This is a genomic window from Brevundimonas sp. VNH65 (assembly GCF_049445955.1).
Taxonomy (GTDB): domain Bacteria; phylum Pseudomonadota; class Alphaproteobacteria; order Caulobacterales; family Caulobacteraceae; genus Brevundimonas.
Window position 1 is genome coordinate 152,392 of record NZ_JBMSDX010000003.1, and the last position, 14,540, is coordinate 166,931.

Sequence of the window (14,540 nt, forward strand, 5' to 3'; positions counted from 1 at the left end):
GCCATGGACTTCAGCCGCCCCAACGCCGTCTGCCTCGTCGATGACGACGACGATTTCCGCGACGCCCTCGCCGAACGCCTGACGCTGGAGAACTATTCCGTCACGCCCTGCTCCGGCGGCGAGGCGGCGCTCAAGGCGCTGGATCCCGGCTTCCCCGGCGTGGTCGTCACCGATCTCCGCATGCCGGGACTGGACGGCCGCCAGCTGCTCAGCCGCATCCAGGCCATCGACGAAGATCTGCCGGTCCTGATGATGACCGGACACGGCGATGTGGAGGACGCCGTCGCCGCCCTGCGCCAGGGGGCCTACGACTTCGTCGCCAAACCCTTCCCCTTCGACCGCCTCAAGGAAAGCCTGGGTCGGGCGATGGAGAAGCGGGCCCTCGTCCTCGACAACCGGCGCCTCGCCGCCGTGGCCGTCGACGCGGGCACCGAACTGCCCCTGCTGGGCGCCAGTCCCGCCATGGCGCGGCTGCGCGACACCATCGCCCAGCTCGCCGACGCCCGGCTGGACGTGTTGATCGAGGGCGAGACCGGCGTCGGCAAGGAGGTCGTCGCCCGCGCCCTGCACAACGGCGGACGCCGCCGCATCCACCCCTTCGTCGCCGTCAACTGCGGGGCCCTTCCCGAGGGCCTGATCGAGACCGAGATGTTCGGCCACGAGGCCGGCGCCTTCCCCGGCGCCCTGCGCCGCCGCATCGGCTACATCGAGGAGAGCCATCGCGGTTCCCTGTTTCTCGATGAGATCGAAAGCATGCCCCCGGCCGTTCAGGTCAAGCTGCTGCGCGTCATCGAGGAACGCGAGGTCCAGCCGATCGGCGGTCGCCCCCGCCCCGTCGATCTCAGGATCCTCGCCTCGTCCAAGATCGACCTGGAAGCCGCCGTCGAGGCCGGCGCCTTCCGTCGCGATCTCTTCTACCGTCTGAACGTGGTGCGCATGCGGGTGGCGCCCCTGCGCGAGCGGCGCGAGGACATTCCCCTGCTGTTCGCCCACTTCCTGCGCCGGGCGGCCGCCCGCGACGATCGCTCGCCTCCGCCCCTGACCCCGACGGTGCGGCGCCGTTTGCTGGACCATGACTGGCCTGGAAACGTCCGCGAGCTCATCAACTACGCCGAACAGGTCGCGGTGGGCCTGGCCGGCGCGGACCGTACGCTCGCAGACGTGCCGGATACGGGCTCGCTCACCGACCGCCTGGCCCGTTACGAGCGCGAGCTTCTGGCCGAGGCCCTGGAGCGCAGCGGCGGCGACGTCACCGCCGCCGGCGCCGCGCTCGGCCTGCCGCGCAAGACCCTCTACGACCGCCTGAAACGCCTCGGCCTCAGGCCCGCCGATTTCCGCGCGCCCTGAATGACCGTTCTCGGCGGTTGCTCAGCGACAGCACATGGACCGCGTCAGTGGCCGCTGAGGGTGGAAAAGAGACGTTGTACGACGGGCCTTTCGCGGGAACATTGCCTGCGCCGCAAATGGAGCCGATCGTGCAATCTCTTTTGGCAGCCTTGGCAGCCACACTTGTGCTCAACGGGTTTTCACCGCCATCCGATGCTGGATGGGAAGGCGCGGCGTGGGGAATGACACCGGAGCAGGTGTCAGCGGCTGTCCCCGGCGTTCGCGTTGTTCGTCGGGGAATGTCTCTGTCCAATGCGCGAAAACAGGGAGTAAGGGACGCTGCGATATACGGCATCGAAATCGAGTCTGAATATTTCTACGGCCCGGACGGCTTGAGCTTTGTTCGATTTGACGTCCCCTTCAGGCGATGCACGTCCCTGCTAGACGGCCTGCTCGCCGAGCATGGACAACCCACGAACGTAAGCGACCAAGCCATTTTGAAGTTGATCACTTGGGAAGACCCCGTAGCGGGCAATAGGCTCGTTCTACTGCACTCCGCCGCTGGCATCTGTGACCTTCGCATCCGGCCGATCGAGGAAGCTGGAAACGGATATGACTAATGTCGACAACGGGTGAAAAGCAGACGCCAGTGCCGTTACTGGAGCCTATGGTTGAGCCTCAAGACATCGGCGAACTGAAGGAGGGGCTAGGAGCGCCGCTTCTTCGTGTTCTCCAGGCTCGAGTAGGTCAACCTACTCTGGTTCGCATGGCGGATGGGACAATTCACACGGTCTTCGACGGCTCGGGATGGGGACGCGACCTGGGTGACAAGTGGGAGCATCTGACCGCTTTCCTCGGACCTGACCATCAAGCTGAATTTGCGTTCTTCTACATGTCTGATGTCGAGTGCCTGATCGATCCTGACTCGCGTGTTGTGCTGATCAGCCAAACACCCGCGCCCGGTGAATCCTGACGTCAGCAACGGGTCGGACGCTGTCGCCAAGACCAAGCCTGAACTCAGTGCTTCCTTCTCCCGGTTGGGAGAAGGTGGCCCGCAGGGCCGGATGAGGGGACGGTTTGGAGTTCGGCGACAGCCGCTGCACCGCCCGCGCTACGGCTGACGCCGACTGCAGCGGTTGTCCCCTCACCCTTGAGCGCCAGAACGACGGCTTCGCCGCCGTGCGCTCAATCCCTCTCCCAACCGGGAGAGGGGAGATCAGAACGTCCGCAACGGGTCGAGAACGGTCATCCGCAAACGCCCGCAAACGACCCTGAGCCGCGCGTTCGGCTTCATCGGAAAACGACGACCATCTCCTCGACCGCCTCCCCCTACGGAGGTTTCATCTCCCCGCCCCAATCCCGACGCAATTCGCTACGCATGTAACGCTACACATGTAGCGGACAACCTCGGGAGCCCCCCATGATCGAGACCCTGCCGCGCCGGGAACGGGAGGTCTTCGAGACCCTGTGCCGGCTGGACGGCGGCACGGCGGCCCAGGTTCGCGAGGCCCTGTCCGACCCGCTCAGCGATTCCGCCGTCCGCACCATGTTGCGCCGGCTGGAGACCAAGGGCCTGGTCCGGCGCGACGGCGGCGGCGACGGCTTCGTCTACCGACCTGCGCCCCGCACCGAGACCGTCGCCGCCGGCGCCCTCCAGCGCATGATCGACACCTTCTTCGCCGGGTCGGCCGCCAGTGCGGCCACGGCCCTGCTCGGCATGGGTCAACGCCTGTCGCCCGAGGAGGCGGCGGCTCTTGAGCGCGCCATCGACCAGGCGCGGGCCCGCGATGAGGAGGCGGGCCAATGAACGGCGCTCATCTGTCCGTCGTGATCCTGGGGCTCGCGCTGAAGTCCTCGATCATCGCCGCCCTTGGCCTCGCCGCCGCGCGCTGGCTGGGTCGCGCGCCGGCGGAACGCGCGACGCTGTTGCGGGTCGCGGTGCTCTTTGTCGTGGCCCTGCCCTTCATCGCCGCCTTCGCGCCGGATTTCGCTCTCACCGTCCTGCCGTCCGCCCGCCCCCTGCCGATGTCGCCGGCGCTCGACCCAGGCCCCATGTGGACCGGTCAGGTCGCCGCCGTCGGTGATGTGGCGGTGGCCGCCGCCCTGCCCTGGCCCACGCTCGGCGGCCTCCTGGCGACGGCCTGGATCGTCGGCGCCTGCGCCCTGTCGGCCCGGCTCGCCCTGGGTCTGCACACCCTGTCGCGCTGGACCGAACGGGGCCAGGCCGTGGCCCAGGGTCCGTGGCGCGACTGGCTGGCCCGCCTCTCCGACCGTCGCCCGCCCCTACTGCTGTCGTCGACCGAGGTCGCCGGGCCGCTCAGCTGGGGCGCGGGCCCCGGCGTGATCCTGCTCGATCCCGCCAGCCTCCAGGCGCGTGAGACCGCGCCGGCCGTCCTCGCCCACGAACTCGCCCACCTGCGGCGTCGCGACTGGATCTTCCTCGTCCTCTCGCGCCTCGCCGTCGCCGCCTTCTGGTTCAACCCGCTTGTCTGGCGGCTGCATGAGGCTCTGGTCGACGCCTCGGAACAGGCCGCCGACGCCGAGGCCGTCCACGCCGTGGGCCGGGACGCCTACGCCCGGACCCTGGTCCGTCTGGCCGCCCAGCCCGTCGCCGCCTCGCCCTCTCCGTTCGTCGCGACCGCCATGGCCGCCGACGCCCGTTCTCTCAAGAAAAGGATCGCCCTGCTGATGACCGACGCCCCTCCCTCTCGCCGCCGCCGCTTCGCCCTGAGCCTGGGCGTGGTCGGCCTCGCGGTCGTGGCCACGCCCCTGGCCGCGCTCGAACTCCACAACCGGGCCGCCGCGCCCGCCGCCCCGGCTCCGGCGGCTCTCGCCTCGGTGATCGCCACCCAGTCCACGGCGCCCCAGGCCCCGACCTCGGCGTCGACCTCGACCCGCGCCGTCTATGTTCAGACCGGCGGCCGCACCTATGTCTCGGTCCCGCACGGATCGCCCCTGCCCCAGGCGACCACCGAGGTGACCTATCTGCGGCCGGAGGACATGCCCGTCGCGCCGCCGCCCCCGCCGCCGCCCGCCCCTCCGGCCCCGCCCGCCGCTCCGACCTTCCTGGCCGCCTTCGCCCCGCCGCCTCCCCCGCCTCCCCCGCCTCCCCCGCCTCCCCCGCCGGCCCCTCCTGCGCCCCCCGCGCCTCCCGCCTTCACCGGACAGGGCGTCTACTACCGCTCATGGGAAGACCTGACGCCGGAACAGCGTCGCGACGTCGAACGGGCGCGTGAACAGGCGGCCCAGGCCCGGGAACAGGCCGCGGAGGCCCGCCGCCACGCCGCCGAGGCCCGTCGGGCGGGCGAAGAGGCCCGTCGCGCCGGAGAGCAGGCCCGCCGCGACGGCGCACGCGCCGCCGCCGACGCCCGCCGCCAGGCCGAGCACGCCCGCACCCACGCCCTCGCCCAGGCCGAACAGGCCCGCGCCCACGCCGTCCGCGCACGCGCCGACGCCGAACGCGCTCGGGGCGAGGCCAAGGTCCACATGCGTCAGGGCGCCGACCAGATGCGCTCCGGCGCCCGCCAGATGCGGGAAGAAGGCCGTCGCCTGCAGGACCCCGCCTACCGGGCCGAACAGATCGCCCGCAACCGCGAGCGCGGCCACACGGTGACCGACGCCCAGCTGCGCGAACTGTCCACCAGCCTGCCGCAACGCGCCGACGAACTGGACCGCCGCGCGGACGAACTGGCCGCCCGCGCCGCCCGGGACTGACACCACACGCCGCCCCGATCGGCCCCGGCCGGTCGGGGACTGCGGCAAATTTGTTTTTCGCCCCGTTTTCTGCGTTTCCGCCCAATTTTCCTCATCCAACCTCTGCGGTTTCGCGTAGTGTCGTTGCATGAAGGCATAGCGCCTCCGTGCCTCAGGCAGGCGGACGGACGGGATGGGCGATCGCGACGCGGCAAAGGAAGCAGGCTGGCCCTGGCGCGACTACTGGCGTTCGGGTCAGGCGGGTGTCGCGGGTGACGGAACCTGCGGGACCGAGGCGGGCAAAACGGACGCTGCCTGGCTGCCGTGGTTCGCTGACGCTCTTGATCGGGCCAGGGTTCTCGACCTCTGCACCGGCGGCGGCGCCGTCCTGCGCCATGCGGCCCAAGCCGCAGGGAGATCCTTCGAACTGATCGGCGTGGATGAAGCAACCCTCGCCGAAGATCCGTCCCTCGTGGCTCTGGGTATCAGGCGGATAGGCGAAACGTCGATCGACGCCCTGCCGTTTCCCGACGGCGCCTTCGATGTCGTCACCTCCCAGTTCGGCGTCGAATACGCCGACCACGGCCGGGCGCTTGCCGAGGTCGCCCGCGTGACCCGGCCCTCGGCGTCGGTCCGCTTCCTGCTGCACCACGCCCACAGCGAGATCACCCGTCAGGCGAGGGCCGGCCTCGCCGCCTATGATGCTGTGATCGGCGACGGCCGACTCGTCGACCAGTGCCGGGCGGCCTACGCCTCACGTCTGAACGGCGCCGCCGAGCTGGAGGCCGCCGCCCAAGCCCAGGCGCTCCGGGCCTCCATCCTGGCCGTGGCGGCGCGGGTCGGCGCCGATCCGGCCCTGTCCACGACCCGCTACATGCTGAGCTACATCAACGACCTGGCCATGGGCGTGGATCGCTACAGTCCGATGAGCGCCCTTCAGTGCATCCAGGACTTCAAGGACAGGAACGCCGCCTGGCGCGAACGCCATCGTCTTCAGGTCGCCGCCGCCATGGACAGCCCGGCGCTCGACGCCTTTCTCGCGATCTGCGCGCAGAACCGACTCAGCCTTCGGTCCCGTGCGGAGTGGCGGGACCCGGTCGGCGGACTGATGGGCTGGCTCGTCGATCTGTCGCGCGACGCCGACGGAGGCGTCTGAGCCGATTCAGGGCGCGGTTGGTCGACCGTCGGCGTCGAGCCCGGCCTCCGCCAGCGTCGCCGGCGGCGTGGTGATGTTCGCCCGGATCCGACGCGCCGCATGTTCGCAACGCCCCGGCAGGCCGAAGAACAGGCCGAAGGCCTGGCTGCGGACCTTCTCGTCCTCCTGCGCCATCAGCGGCGCGAACATCGCCGTGGCGTCGTCCGCCGCACGTCGCGCCGCCTCTCGCACGGCGGACGTCTGACGCGCGGAGGCCTCGGCCAGGGCGGAACGGAAGTCCACCGCCTCAAGACGGCCCAGGCGCATGATCTCGCGATCCAGCGGATCGTCATTGGTCAGGGTCTCGCCCAGCTTCACATGTCCCGTCACAAGGGCCTCGCACCACGCGACGAACGGATAGTCAGCCTCGGGCGCCCCGCGCGGCAGCGGCGCCTCATAGGCCAGCGCCTCGCGCGTCCGCACGTCCGCGACGCTCTCCAGGGGCCGGCGGTTGCCGGTCACCACCACATCGTCCTGGCCGGGCGAGGCGGTCTGCATCAGGGCGGCGAGAAGCAGGGAAGTCAGCATGCGATCTTGGTCCATGTTCCGCGCATCCGGGCGCGCGACGCCTTAACGCCTGGAGGGGCGCGATGGTTTTTCTGCGGCGGAGCTCGATCGGAGCCACGCTTCAGGCGCGCAAGAAAAGGGCGGCGGACCCGAAGATCCGCCGCCCCGTTCTGGCTTCGTCCGACCCGAGGGTCGGTCAGTCTTAGAAGTTCGCGGTCACGCCGACGAACATGTAGCGACCCAGGGCGTCGTACAGCTGCGGGTAGGTGTTCCCGTTGCCGCCGGTGCCGGCCGCGACCGACAGCGGCGGATCGCTGTCGAACACGTTGTTGATGCCGACGCGCGCGCTGACCGTATCGGTCACCTGCCAATCGGCCGACAGGTCGAAGTAGTTCATCGCATCCAGCGTCGAGTCGAGACGACCGCTGACCGGGCCGGTCAGGCTCGAACCGTAGTCGACCTCGCTGTAGTGACGCCACGTGCCGGACACGTTGACGTTCCACGGCGACTGCCAGGTGACGCGGGCGCGGTGACGCCATTCCGGGTTCGGAATGCCGCACTGGGCCGAGCCGTAGTAGCCGACGCAGTCCGAAACCGCGCTGGCGGTGCCGGTGCCGGTGTCGGATTCCAGCGAGTTCAGCCAGGTGCCGACGAAGGCGAAGCCCAGCTGACCCCAGCCCATGACGCCCCAGTCTTCCAGGTCGACATTGTAGCCGGCGTTGACGTCGATACCCGAGGTCTTCAGGCCGCCGATGTTGATCGACAGGTTCTCGACGAAGCCTTCACCGACCCACAGCGAACCGGTCGGACCGCGGTTGATGCGGCCGCAGGCGGCGGCGTCGTTGTCACGGTAGCACAGGTCCAGGGTGTTGGCGGCGCCGACCGACGAGATCAGGCCGTCGACCTGGATGTCGAAGTAGTCAACCGAGATGTTGAAGCGCGGCAGGAACGACGGGGTGGCGACGAAACCGAACGTGAAGGTGTCGGATTCTTCGGCGCCCAGGTTCGGGTTGCCGCCCGTGATCTGGTTGTACTGACCGGCCGGGCTGTTCAGAGCGGCGCTGCCGTACTGCGCCGCCGGAACGCCGGTGGCCGTGCACTGCGCCAGGGTGGCGCGGAAGGCCGTGCCGACCGGGGCGCCGCAGGGATCACCCGAGTCGATGTCGAACAGACCGAAGCCCTGAGCCGCGAACAGCTCCAGCACGTTCGGAGCGCGAACGGCGCGCGAGTAGCTGGCCCGCAGACGCAGGTCGGCCACCGGCGCATAGTCGGCGCCGAACTTGTAGGTGTCGGTCGAGATCGCCGCATATTCCGAGTGGCGATAGGCGGCGTCGATCGAGGCCGAATAGGCCCACGGCTGATCGTCGGCCAGCGGCAGCTGGACTTCCGCGAACACGTCGGTCACGTCCGCCGAACCGGTGATGCCGATCGTCGGGCCGCCCTGGCCGGCGCCGTCGCCCGAAGCGAAGGCGGCGTCCGTGGTCGAACCCAGATAGTCACGACGGTATTCGGCGCCGAAGGCGACCTTGGCGCCGGAGGCGGCCCAGGGCGACTGGATGCCGTACTGGGTCAGGTCGCCGGTCACGGCGGCCGTCACGACCTGCTGCGTCGTCTCGCCGGTCTGGACCAGCGGGATCTGCAGATAGTCGAGCGCGGCCTGGGTCACGCCGCCCGAGGTGAAGACGTCGTAGGGGACGCAGTTCGGGTCCGAACCGTCGACCACCGAACGGCAGGTCGGCACGCCGCCCACGTTCACGACGTCGGTCGCCCGCGTCAGACGCGTGACCGAGAAGTCGTTCAGATAGGTGCGCGACAGACGAACGCGCGAGAATTGCGCGGCGACGTCGTAGTTCCAGCCTTCGGTGATCAGACCGCGCAGGCCGACGACCATGCGGTAGGACTCATAGTTCAGCGAGTCCTGACGACCGCCGCCCTCGACGTTCCGGCGACCGATGTAGAACGGCACCGAATCGCCGGCGGCGATCTGGGCCGGGGTACAGATCAGGCCCGACTGTTGCGCCGACAGCAGCGGGTTGTCGCAGTTGATGGTCGAGGCGTTGAAGAACGAACCCGAGGGCGCGATCTGGGCCACCGACGAATAGTCGTTGAACATCAGCTGGGCGAAGGCCTCGGCGTGCTCATTGATCTCATAGCGACCGAAGGCGCCCATGGTGTAGCGTTCGTCGGGGCGCTGGTAGTAGTTGATCGGGCCGTAGTTGTAGGCGTTCAGGTCGCCGACATACGGGACGAACTCCCGGTTGGCGTTCACGGTGTACGCGAAGGTCGCGAAGTCGGTGAACTGGCCGGGGAAAGAGGTGCCCGAGCCGCCGCAGGCATAGGTCGTGGGACGCGCCGCGACCGGGTTGGCGATCGTACAGGCCGAATAGTCGCGGTGCGCCTGCAGCACTTCATTGTTGTTGCGATAGCCGGCGTAGGCCAGCAGCGAGCCCTTGCCGTCCGGCGTCTGCACGCCCATCGACAGGGTGATTTCGCGGCTTTCGCCGTCCGAGACGTTGTCGTCGGGCAGCTTGAACTGCGAGGCGTTGGTCTGGCCGCGACGCACGATTTCCGCGCGCACGTTGCCGACGCCGTCATAGTCGTTGTTGTGCTGATAGAAGCCGTACTGGGCGTCGATCTGGATGCCCTCGAACTCCTTCTTCATGATGAAGTTCACGACGCCGGCGATGGCGTCCGAGCCGTAGACGGCCGAGGCGCCGCCCGTCAGCACTTCAACCCGCTCGACCAGCTGGCCGGGGATCTGGTTCAGGTCGGCGGCGTCGTCGTTCGGCGAGCCGTAGCCCATGCGGCGACCGTCGATCAGCACCAGGGTGCGCGACGAGCCCAGGTTGCGCAGCGAGACCGTGGCGGTGCCCGAGGCGCCGTTCGACACCGTCGAGTTCTGCGAGGCGAAGGCCTGCGGCAGTTGGGTGATCAGGTCTTCGACGCGGGTCACGCCCTGGACGTCGATGTCCTCGCCGGTCACCTGGGTGACGGGGCTGGTGGTGACCAGGTTGGCCTGCGGAATACGCGAGCCGGTGACGACGATTTCGGCGACTTCGTCGGCCACCGGCTCCTGGCTCTGGGCCATGGCCGGGGCGGCGAAGGCCATCATGGCCACGCCGGTGATGATCGTCGTCGCCATCAGGCGTTGACGGGTGAATTGGGTTCTCAAGGATCTTTCTCCTGATTTTCTACGGCGCTTCCAGTCCCCCAGGGCGCCGCTTCTGACCGCTTGTTATGTCCGCAGACGCGAGCGCATGCGGCTGTCGCCGTATACGGTTCGCGTGCTGCCACAGGTTAGGCGCGAGATTCGCGGTTGCGCCACATCAATTACACAGCGGTAATCAACTCGACGCAGGACTGTCGTATTCGGGCCACGTTCCGGATTGGGCTCACGAAGCTGGCTTTCGGCGCTCCGGCCATGGCAAGCTGCCCCCGGATCTGGCGTCTCCGTTCGACACGCGTCCAGATCACCCGGATTTTGTGAAAGATATGAACATGTTGCCGCAAAACGTCTCGCACCTGCTCGTCGCGGCCGGCCTGACGGCGCTCCTCGGTCTGTCAGCGAACCCTGTTCACGCCCAGACCGCGCCCGCAGCGCGTCCGGAGGCGATGAATCGCCTTGTCGCCTGCCGACAGATCACCGAGGCCCAGGCCCGACTCGCCTGCTATGACGCCGCCGTTTCCGATTTCGACACCGCCCAACGCCAGGGCGAGGTGGTCGTCGTGGACCGCGCCCAGGTCAGCCAGGCCCGGCGTCAGCTCTTCGGCTTCCAACTGCCCAGCGTGACCCTGTTCGATCAGGGCGATCGCCCGGAGGCTCTGGACGCCATCGAGACCACCCTGGTGCGCGCCGGCCAGTCGGGCGAGGGCCGCTGGGTCTTCACCCTGGCCGACGAAAGCGTCTGGCGTCAGGTCGACACCGAGCGCGTCACCTTCCGCAACCGCCAGGGCGAGCCCGTCAGGGTTCGTCGCGCGGCGCTCGGCAGCTTTCTGATGACGGTCGGAAACAGCCGCGCCGTCCGCGTCCGGCGTCAGTAGGAGGCCTCGATATGGCGTTTCGCACCCTCGCGCCCGGCGTCCATGTCTGGGGCCAGATCGATGAGGCGGACCTCGATACGGCCGCCGCCCTGGGCGTTCGCCACGTCGTCAGCAACCGGCCGGACGGCGAAGAGCCGGGCCAGCCCGACGCCGCCGCCGTCGCACAGGCGGCGGCCGCGCGCGGCCTGGGCTTCACCCACGCCCCGGCCCGCGGCCTGCCTGACGCAGTGGCGATCCAGGCCGTGGACGAGGTCCTCCGCACCGGCGAGCCGGTCCTGCTGTTCTGCCGCTCCGGAATGCGCTCCGCCGCCGCCTGGGCCCTGGCCTCGGTCGGCTCCGGACGGCTCACCGTTGATCAGGCCGTGGCGGCGGGCGCAGAGGCCGGCTACGATCTCCGCGCCCTGCCCTACTGACCAGGCGTCGACGACTTCAGCGAACGACGGCTACGCGCACCGCATAGGGAACCGGCTCCGGGTCGCCGCAGGACGCCATCACCAGTTGCACGGCCATGAGACACAGGACCGCCGCCACGATGGGCTGGAGCCGATTTGAGACACCGAAAACGATCGCCTTGGCCACGCCACGCCCTCCGAACAGGATTTACAAGGCGTTAACGCAAGGGTCGGGCCAGATCGCCTGACCCGTCTCGGAGCAACCCATGATCCCTTACGTCCGAGAGTTCGACTTCGCCTGGGGCCGCCGGGATCAGGTCTCGCCGCTTGTTCAGCGGGTCATCGCCGAAAACCCCGGCCCCTTCACCTTCACCGGCACGGGGACCTACATCATCGGGCGCGACATGCCGGGAGCCGCCGTCGCCGTCATCGACCCCGGCCCCGCTGACGATCGCCATCTGGACGCCCTTATTGCGGCGGTCGCCGGCCGCCGGGTCAGCCATGTTCTGGTCACGCACACGCACCGCGACCACTCGCCCCTCGCCCGTCCCTTCGCCCGCGCCGTCGGCGACCCGCCGATCCTCGCCGCACGCCCGCCAGAACGGACGATCCACGCCTCGGGCGACAGCGAGGAGGGCGAGGACGACGCCTTCGCGCCGGACGTCGAACTGTCCGACGGCCAGACGATCGCCGGCGACGGCTGGACGCTGGAGGTCCTGGCCACCCCCGGCCACGCCTCGAACCATCTCGCCTTCGCCCTGAGTGAAGAAAACGCCCTGTTCTGCGGCGATCACGTCATGGGCTGGTCCACCACCGTCGTGGCGCCACCGGACGGAAGCATGGGCGACTATCTGGCGAGCCTTGACCGGGTCATCGCCCGCGAGTTCTCGGTCCTTTGGCCCACCCATGGCGCGCCCATCACCGATCCCGCGCCCTTCCTGGCCGCCTACCGGGCGCATCGCCTCGAGCGTGAGCGTCAGGTGCTGGCCCGTCTGGCGGCCGGCGACCGCACGATCGCGGCCATGGTGCCCCTCCTCTACAGCGCGGTGGATCGTCGCCTGTGGCCGGCGGCCTCCCTGTCGGTGCTCGCCCACCTGATCAAGCTCATCGACGACGGCCTCGTGTCCGCCGATCCGGGCGCGACCCTCGATGCGACCTACGCCCTGACCTGAGTCATCCCAGATTGGCGACGATCGCCTTGGCCAGCCGACAGGCCTCGCCCTCGTCGCCGGGCCGGTCGTCGCGCGAGGTCACGCGCACATCGGTCCGCCCCGGCCGGATGCGGATGGCCGCGTCCCAGGTGCGCCCGAACCACAGGCCGCTGCGCACCCCCGTCGCCCGCCCGACGCCCAGGGTCCCGATCTCGAACCCCGCCTCGCGCAGGGCGTAGCCGGCCACCCCCGGCGCCACCTGCCCTGGATAGGCCGCCAGGCCGTCGCACGTGCCCGATGCGCCTGCCCAGTGGTCGAGCGGAACCGCGCCATATCGACGCCGCGCCGACATCACGCTCTCGCTGAAGCCCGGCGGATCCTCGACATTGGTCAGGGCGTCGGGGATCGAGGTGGCCGCGCCCGCCTTCTGGAAGTGCCAGACGAACAGGCCGATCGTCGCCGTCGCCGCCACCGCGCCGATCAGCGCCGGCAGCCAGCCGCCCCGCCCCGCGCCCCTTGAGGCCCACAGCGCCAGCGCTCCGCCCGCCACGCCGATCCACGACAGGGGCCAGGCCAGCTTCAGCGTGACCAGATCCAGCGCCGTCGCCAGCGGGATCAGCCCGAACCTCAACGCCAGACTGGCCAGCAGCACGACCGCCGGCGCGGCCAGGGCCAGAACGGCCCCGGTCCAGGCCAGGCGGAAACGACGATCACGGGCGGAAACGGTCATGCGGCCAGCCTATCCCAGCCGCCGCCCCATGACCACGACGGCCTGCTCCGACAGGCCGAGCGCCTCGTGAAAGGCCAGGACTTCGGGGTTGTCGGACCGCACCATCAGCTGGATCTTGGGCGCGCCTCGGGCCGTCAGCCAGGTTTCGGCGGCCTGCATCAGGGCGCGACCGAGGCCGCCCCGGCGTCGCGCCGGCGCCACGCCCAGATAGTAGACCCAGCCCCGGTGGCCGTCGAAACCCGCCATGACCGCGCCTTCGACGGGGGCGCCGGCGATCAGGATCGTCGAACCGGGCGAGCCCAGCGCCAGATCGAAATCCGCCTCGGCGTCATTCCACGGCCGTGTCAGTCCGCAGGCCCGCCACAGCTCCACGACTTCCGCACGGTCCGGCGGCGCCGCCTCGCGGATCAGCAGGCTCACCCGATCTGCGCCCGATGCCGCAGCAGGGCGTCGGCCAGGACGCAGGCGGCCATGGCCTCGACCACCGGCACGCCGCGCAGGGCGACGCAGGGGTCGTGCCGCCCCTTGGTTCTCAGATCCGTCTCGGCGCCGTCCCGCGTCACCGTCTGGCGCAGGGTCAGGATCGACGACGTCGGCTTGAACGCCACCCTCAGCGTGATCGGCTGGCCGGTGGAGATCCCGCCCAGCACGCCTCCGGCCTTGTTCGACAGGAAGACAGGCCGGCCCTCTTCGTCCAGCCGCATCTCGTCGGCGTTGTCCTCGCCCGACAGCTCCGCCGCGCCGAATCCCGCGCCGATCTCGACGCCCTTGACCGCATTGATCGACATCATCGCGGCCGCCAGTTCGGCGTCCAGCTTCCCGTACAGGGGCGCCCCCCAGCCGACAGGAACGCCGGTGACTTCCAGGGCCACCACGGCCCCGATCGACGATCCCGCCTTGCGGACGCCGTCCAGATAGGTCCCCCATTCCGCCACGACGGCGTCCGAGGCGGCATAGAGGGGGTTGCGGTTCACGGCGTCGAAATCCACCGCCTCAGGCGCGATCCGGTGCGGTCCCAGCTGCACCACTCCGGCGCGGATGCGGACGCCGTCGCCCAGCAACCGGCGGGCCACGGCCCCGGCGGCGACGCGGCTGGCGGTCTCGCGCGCCGACGAACGCCCGCCGCCGCGATGATCCCGGACGCCGTACTTCTCCTGATAGACATAGTCGGCGTGCCCCGGCCGATAGGCGCGGGCGATCTCGCCATAGTCCCTGGACCGCTGATCCTCGTTTTCGATCTGGATCGCGATCGGCGTCCCTGTGGTCACCTGCCCGTCGCCGTCGTCGAAGACGCCCGACAGGATGCGCGCCGTGTCGCTCTCGCTTCGCTGGGTCACGAAGCGGCTGCCGCCGGGCTTGCGTCGGTCCAGCCACGGCTGGATGTCCGCCTCGGTCAGCGGGATCAGCGGCGGACAGCCGTCGATGACGCAGCCGATCGCCGGCCCGTGGCTCTCGCCCCAAGTGGTGACACGAAACAGATGACCGAAGGTGTTGTACGACATGAC

At 69.6% G+C, this 14,540-nt stretch carries 14 protein-coding genes; 8 read left to right on the forward strand and 6 right to left on the reverse strand.

Annotated elements, in window-relative coordinates:
- Positions 1-3: 3 nt before the first annotated feature.
- The 5 genes from ACO2Q1_RS07615 to ACO2Q1_RS07635 all read left to right on the forward strand — a co-directional run bounded on the left by ACO2Q1_RS07615 (position 4) and on the right by ACO2Q1_RS07635 (position 6,175).
- Positions 4-1,347, forward strand: coding sequence for a sigma-54-dependent transcriptional regulator (locus ACO2Q1_RS07615; protein ID WP_423328895.1), 1,344 nt, complete (start codon positions 4-6; stop codon positions 1,345-1,347).
- Positions 1,348-1,945: 598 nt separating this feature from the next.
- Positions 1,946-2,299 (forward strand): hypothetical protein, encoded by a 354-nt coding sequence (locus ACO2Q1_RS07620; RefSeq protein ID WP_423328896.1) that lies wholly within the window; start codon positions 1,946-1,948, stop codon positions 2,297-2,299.
- Positions 2,300-2,746: 447 nt separating this feature from the next.
- On the forward strand, positions 2,747-3,133 hold the full coding sequence (locus ACO2Q1_RS07625; RefSeq protein WP_423328897.1) for a BlaI/MecI/CopY family transcriptional regulator: 387 nt from the start codon (positions 2,747-2,749) through the stop codon (positions 3,131-3,133).
- Entirely contained in the window at positions 3,130-5,040 is a 1,911-nt protein-coding gene (locus ACO2Q1_RS07630; protein WP_423328898.1) for a M56 family metallopeptidase, read from the forward strand. The genes ACO2Q1_RS07625 and ACO2Q1_RS07630 overlap by 4 nt, the downstream gene beginning before the upstream one ends.
- Positions 5,041-5,212: 172 nt before the next feature.
- Positions 5,213-6,175 carry a class I SAM-dependent methyltransferase gene (locus tag ACO2Q1_RS07635; protein ID WP_423328899.1) on the forward strand — a complete coding sequence of 321 codons (963 nt, stop codon included), beginning with the start codon at positions 5,213-5,215 and terminating at the stop codon, positions 6,173-6,175.
- Positions 6,176-6,181: 6 nt separating this feature from the next.
- Here ACO2Q1_RS07635 and ACO2Q1_RS07640 read toward each other — a convergent pair whose 3' ends face one another.
- Positions 6,182-6,742 (reverse strand): hypothetical protein, encoded by a 561-nt coding sequence (locus ACO2Q1_RS07640; protein ID WP_423328900.1) that lies wholly within the window; start codon positions 6,740-6,742, stop codon positions 6,182-6,184.
- 181 nt (positions 6,743-6,923) lie between these two features.
- Positions 6,924-9,893, reverse strand: a complete 2,970-nt coding sequence (locus ACO2Q1_RS07645; RefSeq protein WP_423328901.1) for a TonB-dependent receptor plug domain-containing protein — start codon at positions 9,891-9,893, stop codon at positions 6,924-6,926.
- Positions 9,894-10,219: 326 nt separating this feature from the next.
- Between ACO2Q1_RS07645 and ACO2Q1_RS07650 the strand changes: the two genes are divergently transcribed.
- Together ACO2Q1_RS07650 and ACO2Q1_RS07655 are read left to right on the forward strand one after the other, a co-directional pair.
- Positions 10,220-10,762: a hypothetical protein gene (locus tag ACO2Q1_RS07650; protein WP_423328902.1), complete on the forward strand. Its 543-nt coding sequence runs from the start codon at positions 10,220-10,222 to the stop codon at positions 10,760-10,762.
- Positions 10,763-10,773: 11 nt separating this feature from the next.
- Complete coding sequence (locus ACO2Q1_RS07655; protein ID WP_423328903.1) at positions 10,774-11,175, forward strand: TIGR01244 family sulfur transferase; 402 nt, start codon at positions 10,774-10,776, stop codon at positions 11,173-11,175.
- 16 nt (positions 11,176-11,191) lie between these two features.
- Here the strand turns inward: ACO2Q1_RS07655 and ACO2Q1_RS07660 are convergent, their stop codons facing one another.
- Entirely contained in the window at positions 11,192-11,341 is a 150-nt protein-coding gene (locus ACO2Q1_RS07660; RefSeq protein WP_423328904.1) for a hypothetical protein, read from the reverse strand.
- Positions 11,342-11,420: 79 nt separating this feature from the next.
- Here ACO2Q1_RS07660 and ACO2Q1_RS07665 point away from each other — a divergent pair, with 79 nt between their 5' ends.
- Positions 11,421-12,326 (forward strand): MBL fold metallo-hydrolase, encoded by a 906-nt coding sequence (locus ACO2Q1_RS07665; RefSeq protein WP_423328905.1) that lies wholly within the window; start codon positions 11,421-11,423, stop codon positions 12,324-12,326.
- 1 nt (position 12,327) lies between these two features.
- On the opposite strand, the gene ACO2Q1_RS07670 is transcribed toward ACO2Q1_RS07665, so the two are convergent.
- The 3 genes from ACO2Q1_RS07670 to aroC are packed head-to-tail and all read right to left on the reverse strand — an operon-like array spanning position 12,328 to position 14,537.
- A complete protein-coding gene (locus ACO2Q1_RS07670; RefSeq protein ID WP_423328906.1) occupies positions 12,328-13,035 on the reverse strand; it encodes a hypothetical protein in 708 nt (235 codons plus the stop codon).
- A 9-nt stretch (positions 13,036-13,044) separates the two neighbouring features.
- Entirely contained in the window at positions 13,045-13,455 is a 411-nt protein-coding gene (locus ACO2Q1_RS07675; RefSeq protein WP_423328907.1) for a GNAT family acetyltransferase, read from the reverse strand.
- Complete coding sequence (gene aroC, locus ACO2Q1_RS07680) at positions 13,452-14,537, reverse strand: chorismate synthase (RefSeq protein ID WP_423328908.1); 1,086 nt, start codon at positions 14,535-14,537, stop codon at positions 13,452-13,454. Before aroC ends, ACO2Q1_RS07675 begins: the two co-directional genes overlap by 4 nt.
- Between the last annotated feature and the right edge of the window lie 3 nt (positions 14,538-14,540).

Excerpts from the sequence above, each read along its gene's own strand:
- ACO2Q1_RS07650 (WP_423328902.1), top strand. The coding sequence starts at position 10,220 with ATGTTGCCGCAAAACGTCTCGCACCTGCTCGTCGCGGCCGGCCTGACG.
- ACO2Q1_RS07625 (WP_423328897.1), top strand. The coding sequence starts at position 2,747 with ATGATCGAGACCCTGCCGCGCCGGGAACGGGAGGTCTTCGAGACCCTG.
- ACO2Q1_RS07655 (WP_423328903.1), top strand. The coding sequence starts at position 10,774 with ATGGCGTTTCGCACCCTCGCGCCCGGCGTCCATGTCTGGGGCCAGATC.
- ACO2Q1_RS07615 (WP_423328895.1), top strand. The coding sequence starts at position 4 with ATGGACTTCAGCCGCCCCAACGCCGTCTGCCTCGTCGATGACGACGAC.
- aroC (WP_423328908.1), bottom strand. The coding sequence starts at position 14,537 with ATGTCGTACAACACCTTCGGTCATCTGTTTCGTGTCACCACTTGGGGC.
- ACO2Q1_RS07670 (WP_423328906.1), bottom strand. The coding sequence starts at position 13,035 with ATGACCGTTTCCGCCCGTGATCGTCGTTTCCGCCTGGCCTGGACCGGG.
- ACO2Q1_RS07630 (WP_423328898.1), top strand. The coding sequence starts at position 3,130 with ATGAACGGCGCTCATCTGTCCGTCGTGATCCTGGGGCTCGCGCTGAAG.
- ACO2Q1_RS07640 (WP_423328900.1), bottom strand. The coding sequence starts at position 6,742 with ATGCTGACTTCCCTGCTTCTCGCCGCCCTGATGCAGACCGCCTCGCCC.
- ACO2Q1_RS07665 (WP_423328905.1), top strand. The coding sequence starts at position 11,421 with ATGATCCCTTACGTCCGAGAGTTCGACTTCGCCTGGGGCCGCCGGGAT.
- ACO2Q1_RS07620 (WP_423328896.1), top strand. The coding sequence starts at position 1,946 with ATGTCGACAACGGGTGAAAAGCAGACGCCAGTGCCGTTACTGGAGCCT.
- ACO2Q1_RS07635 (WP_423328899.1), top strand. The coding sequence starts at position 5,213 with ATGGGCGATCGCGACGCGGCAAAGGAAGCAGGCTGGCCCTGGCGCGAC.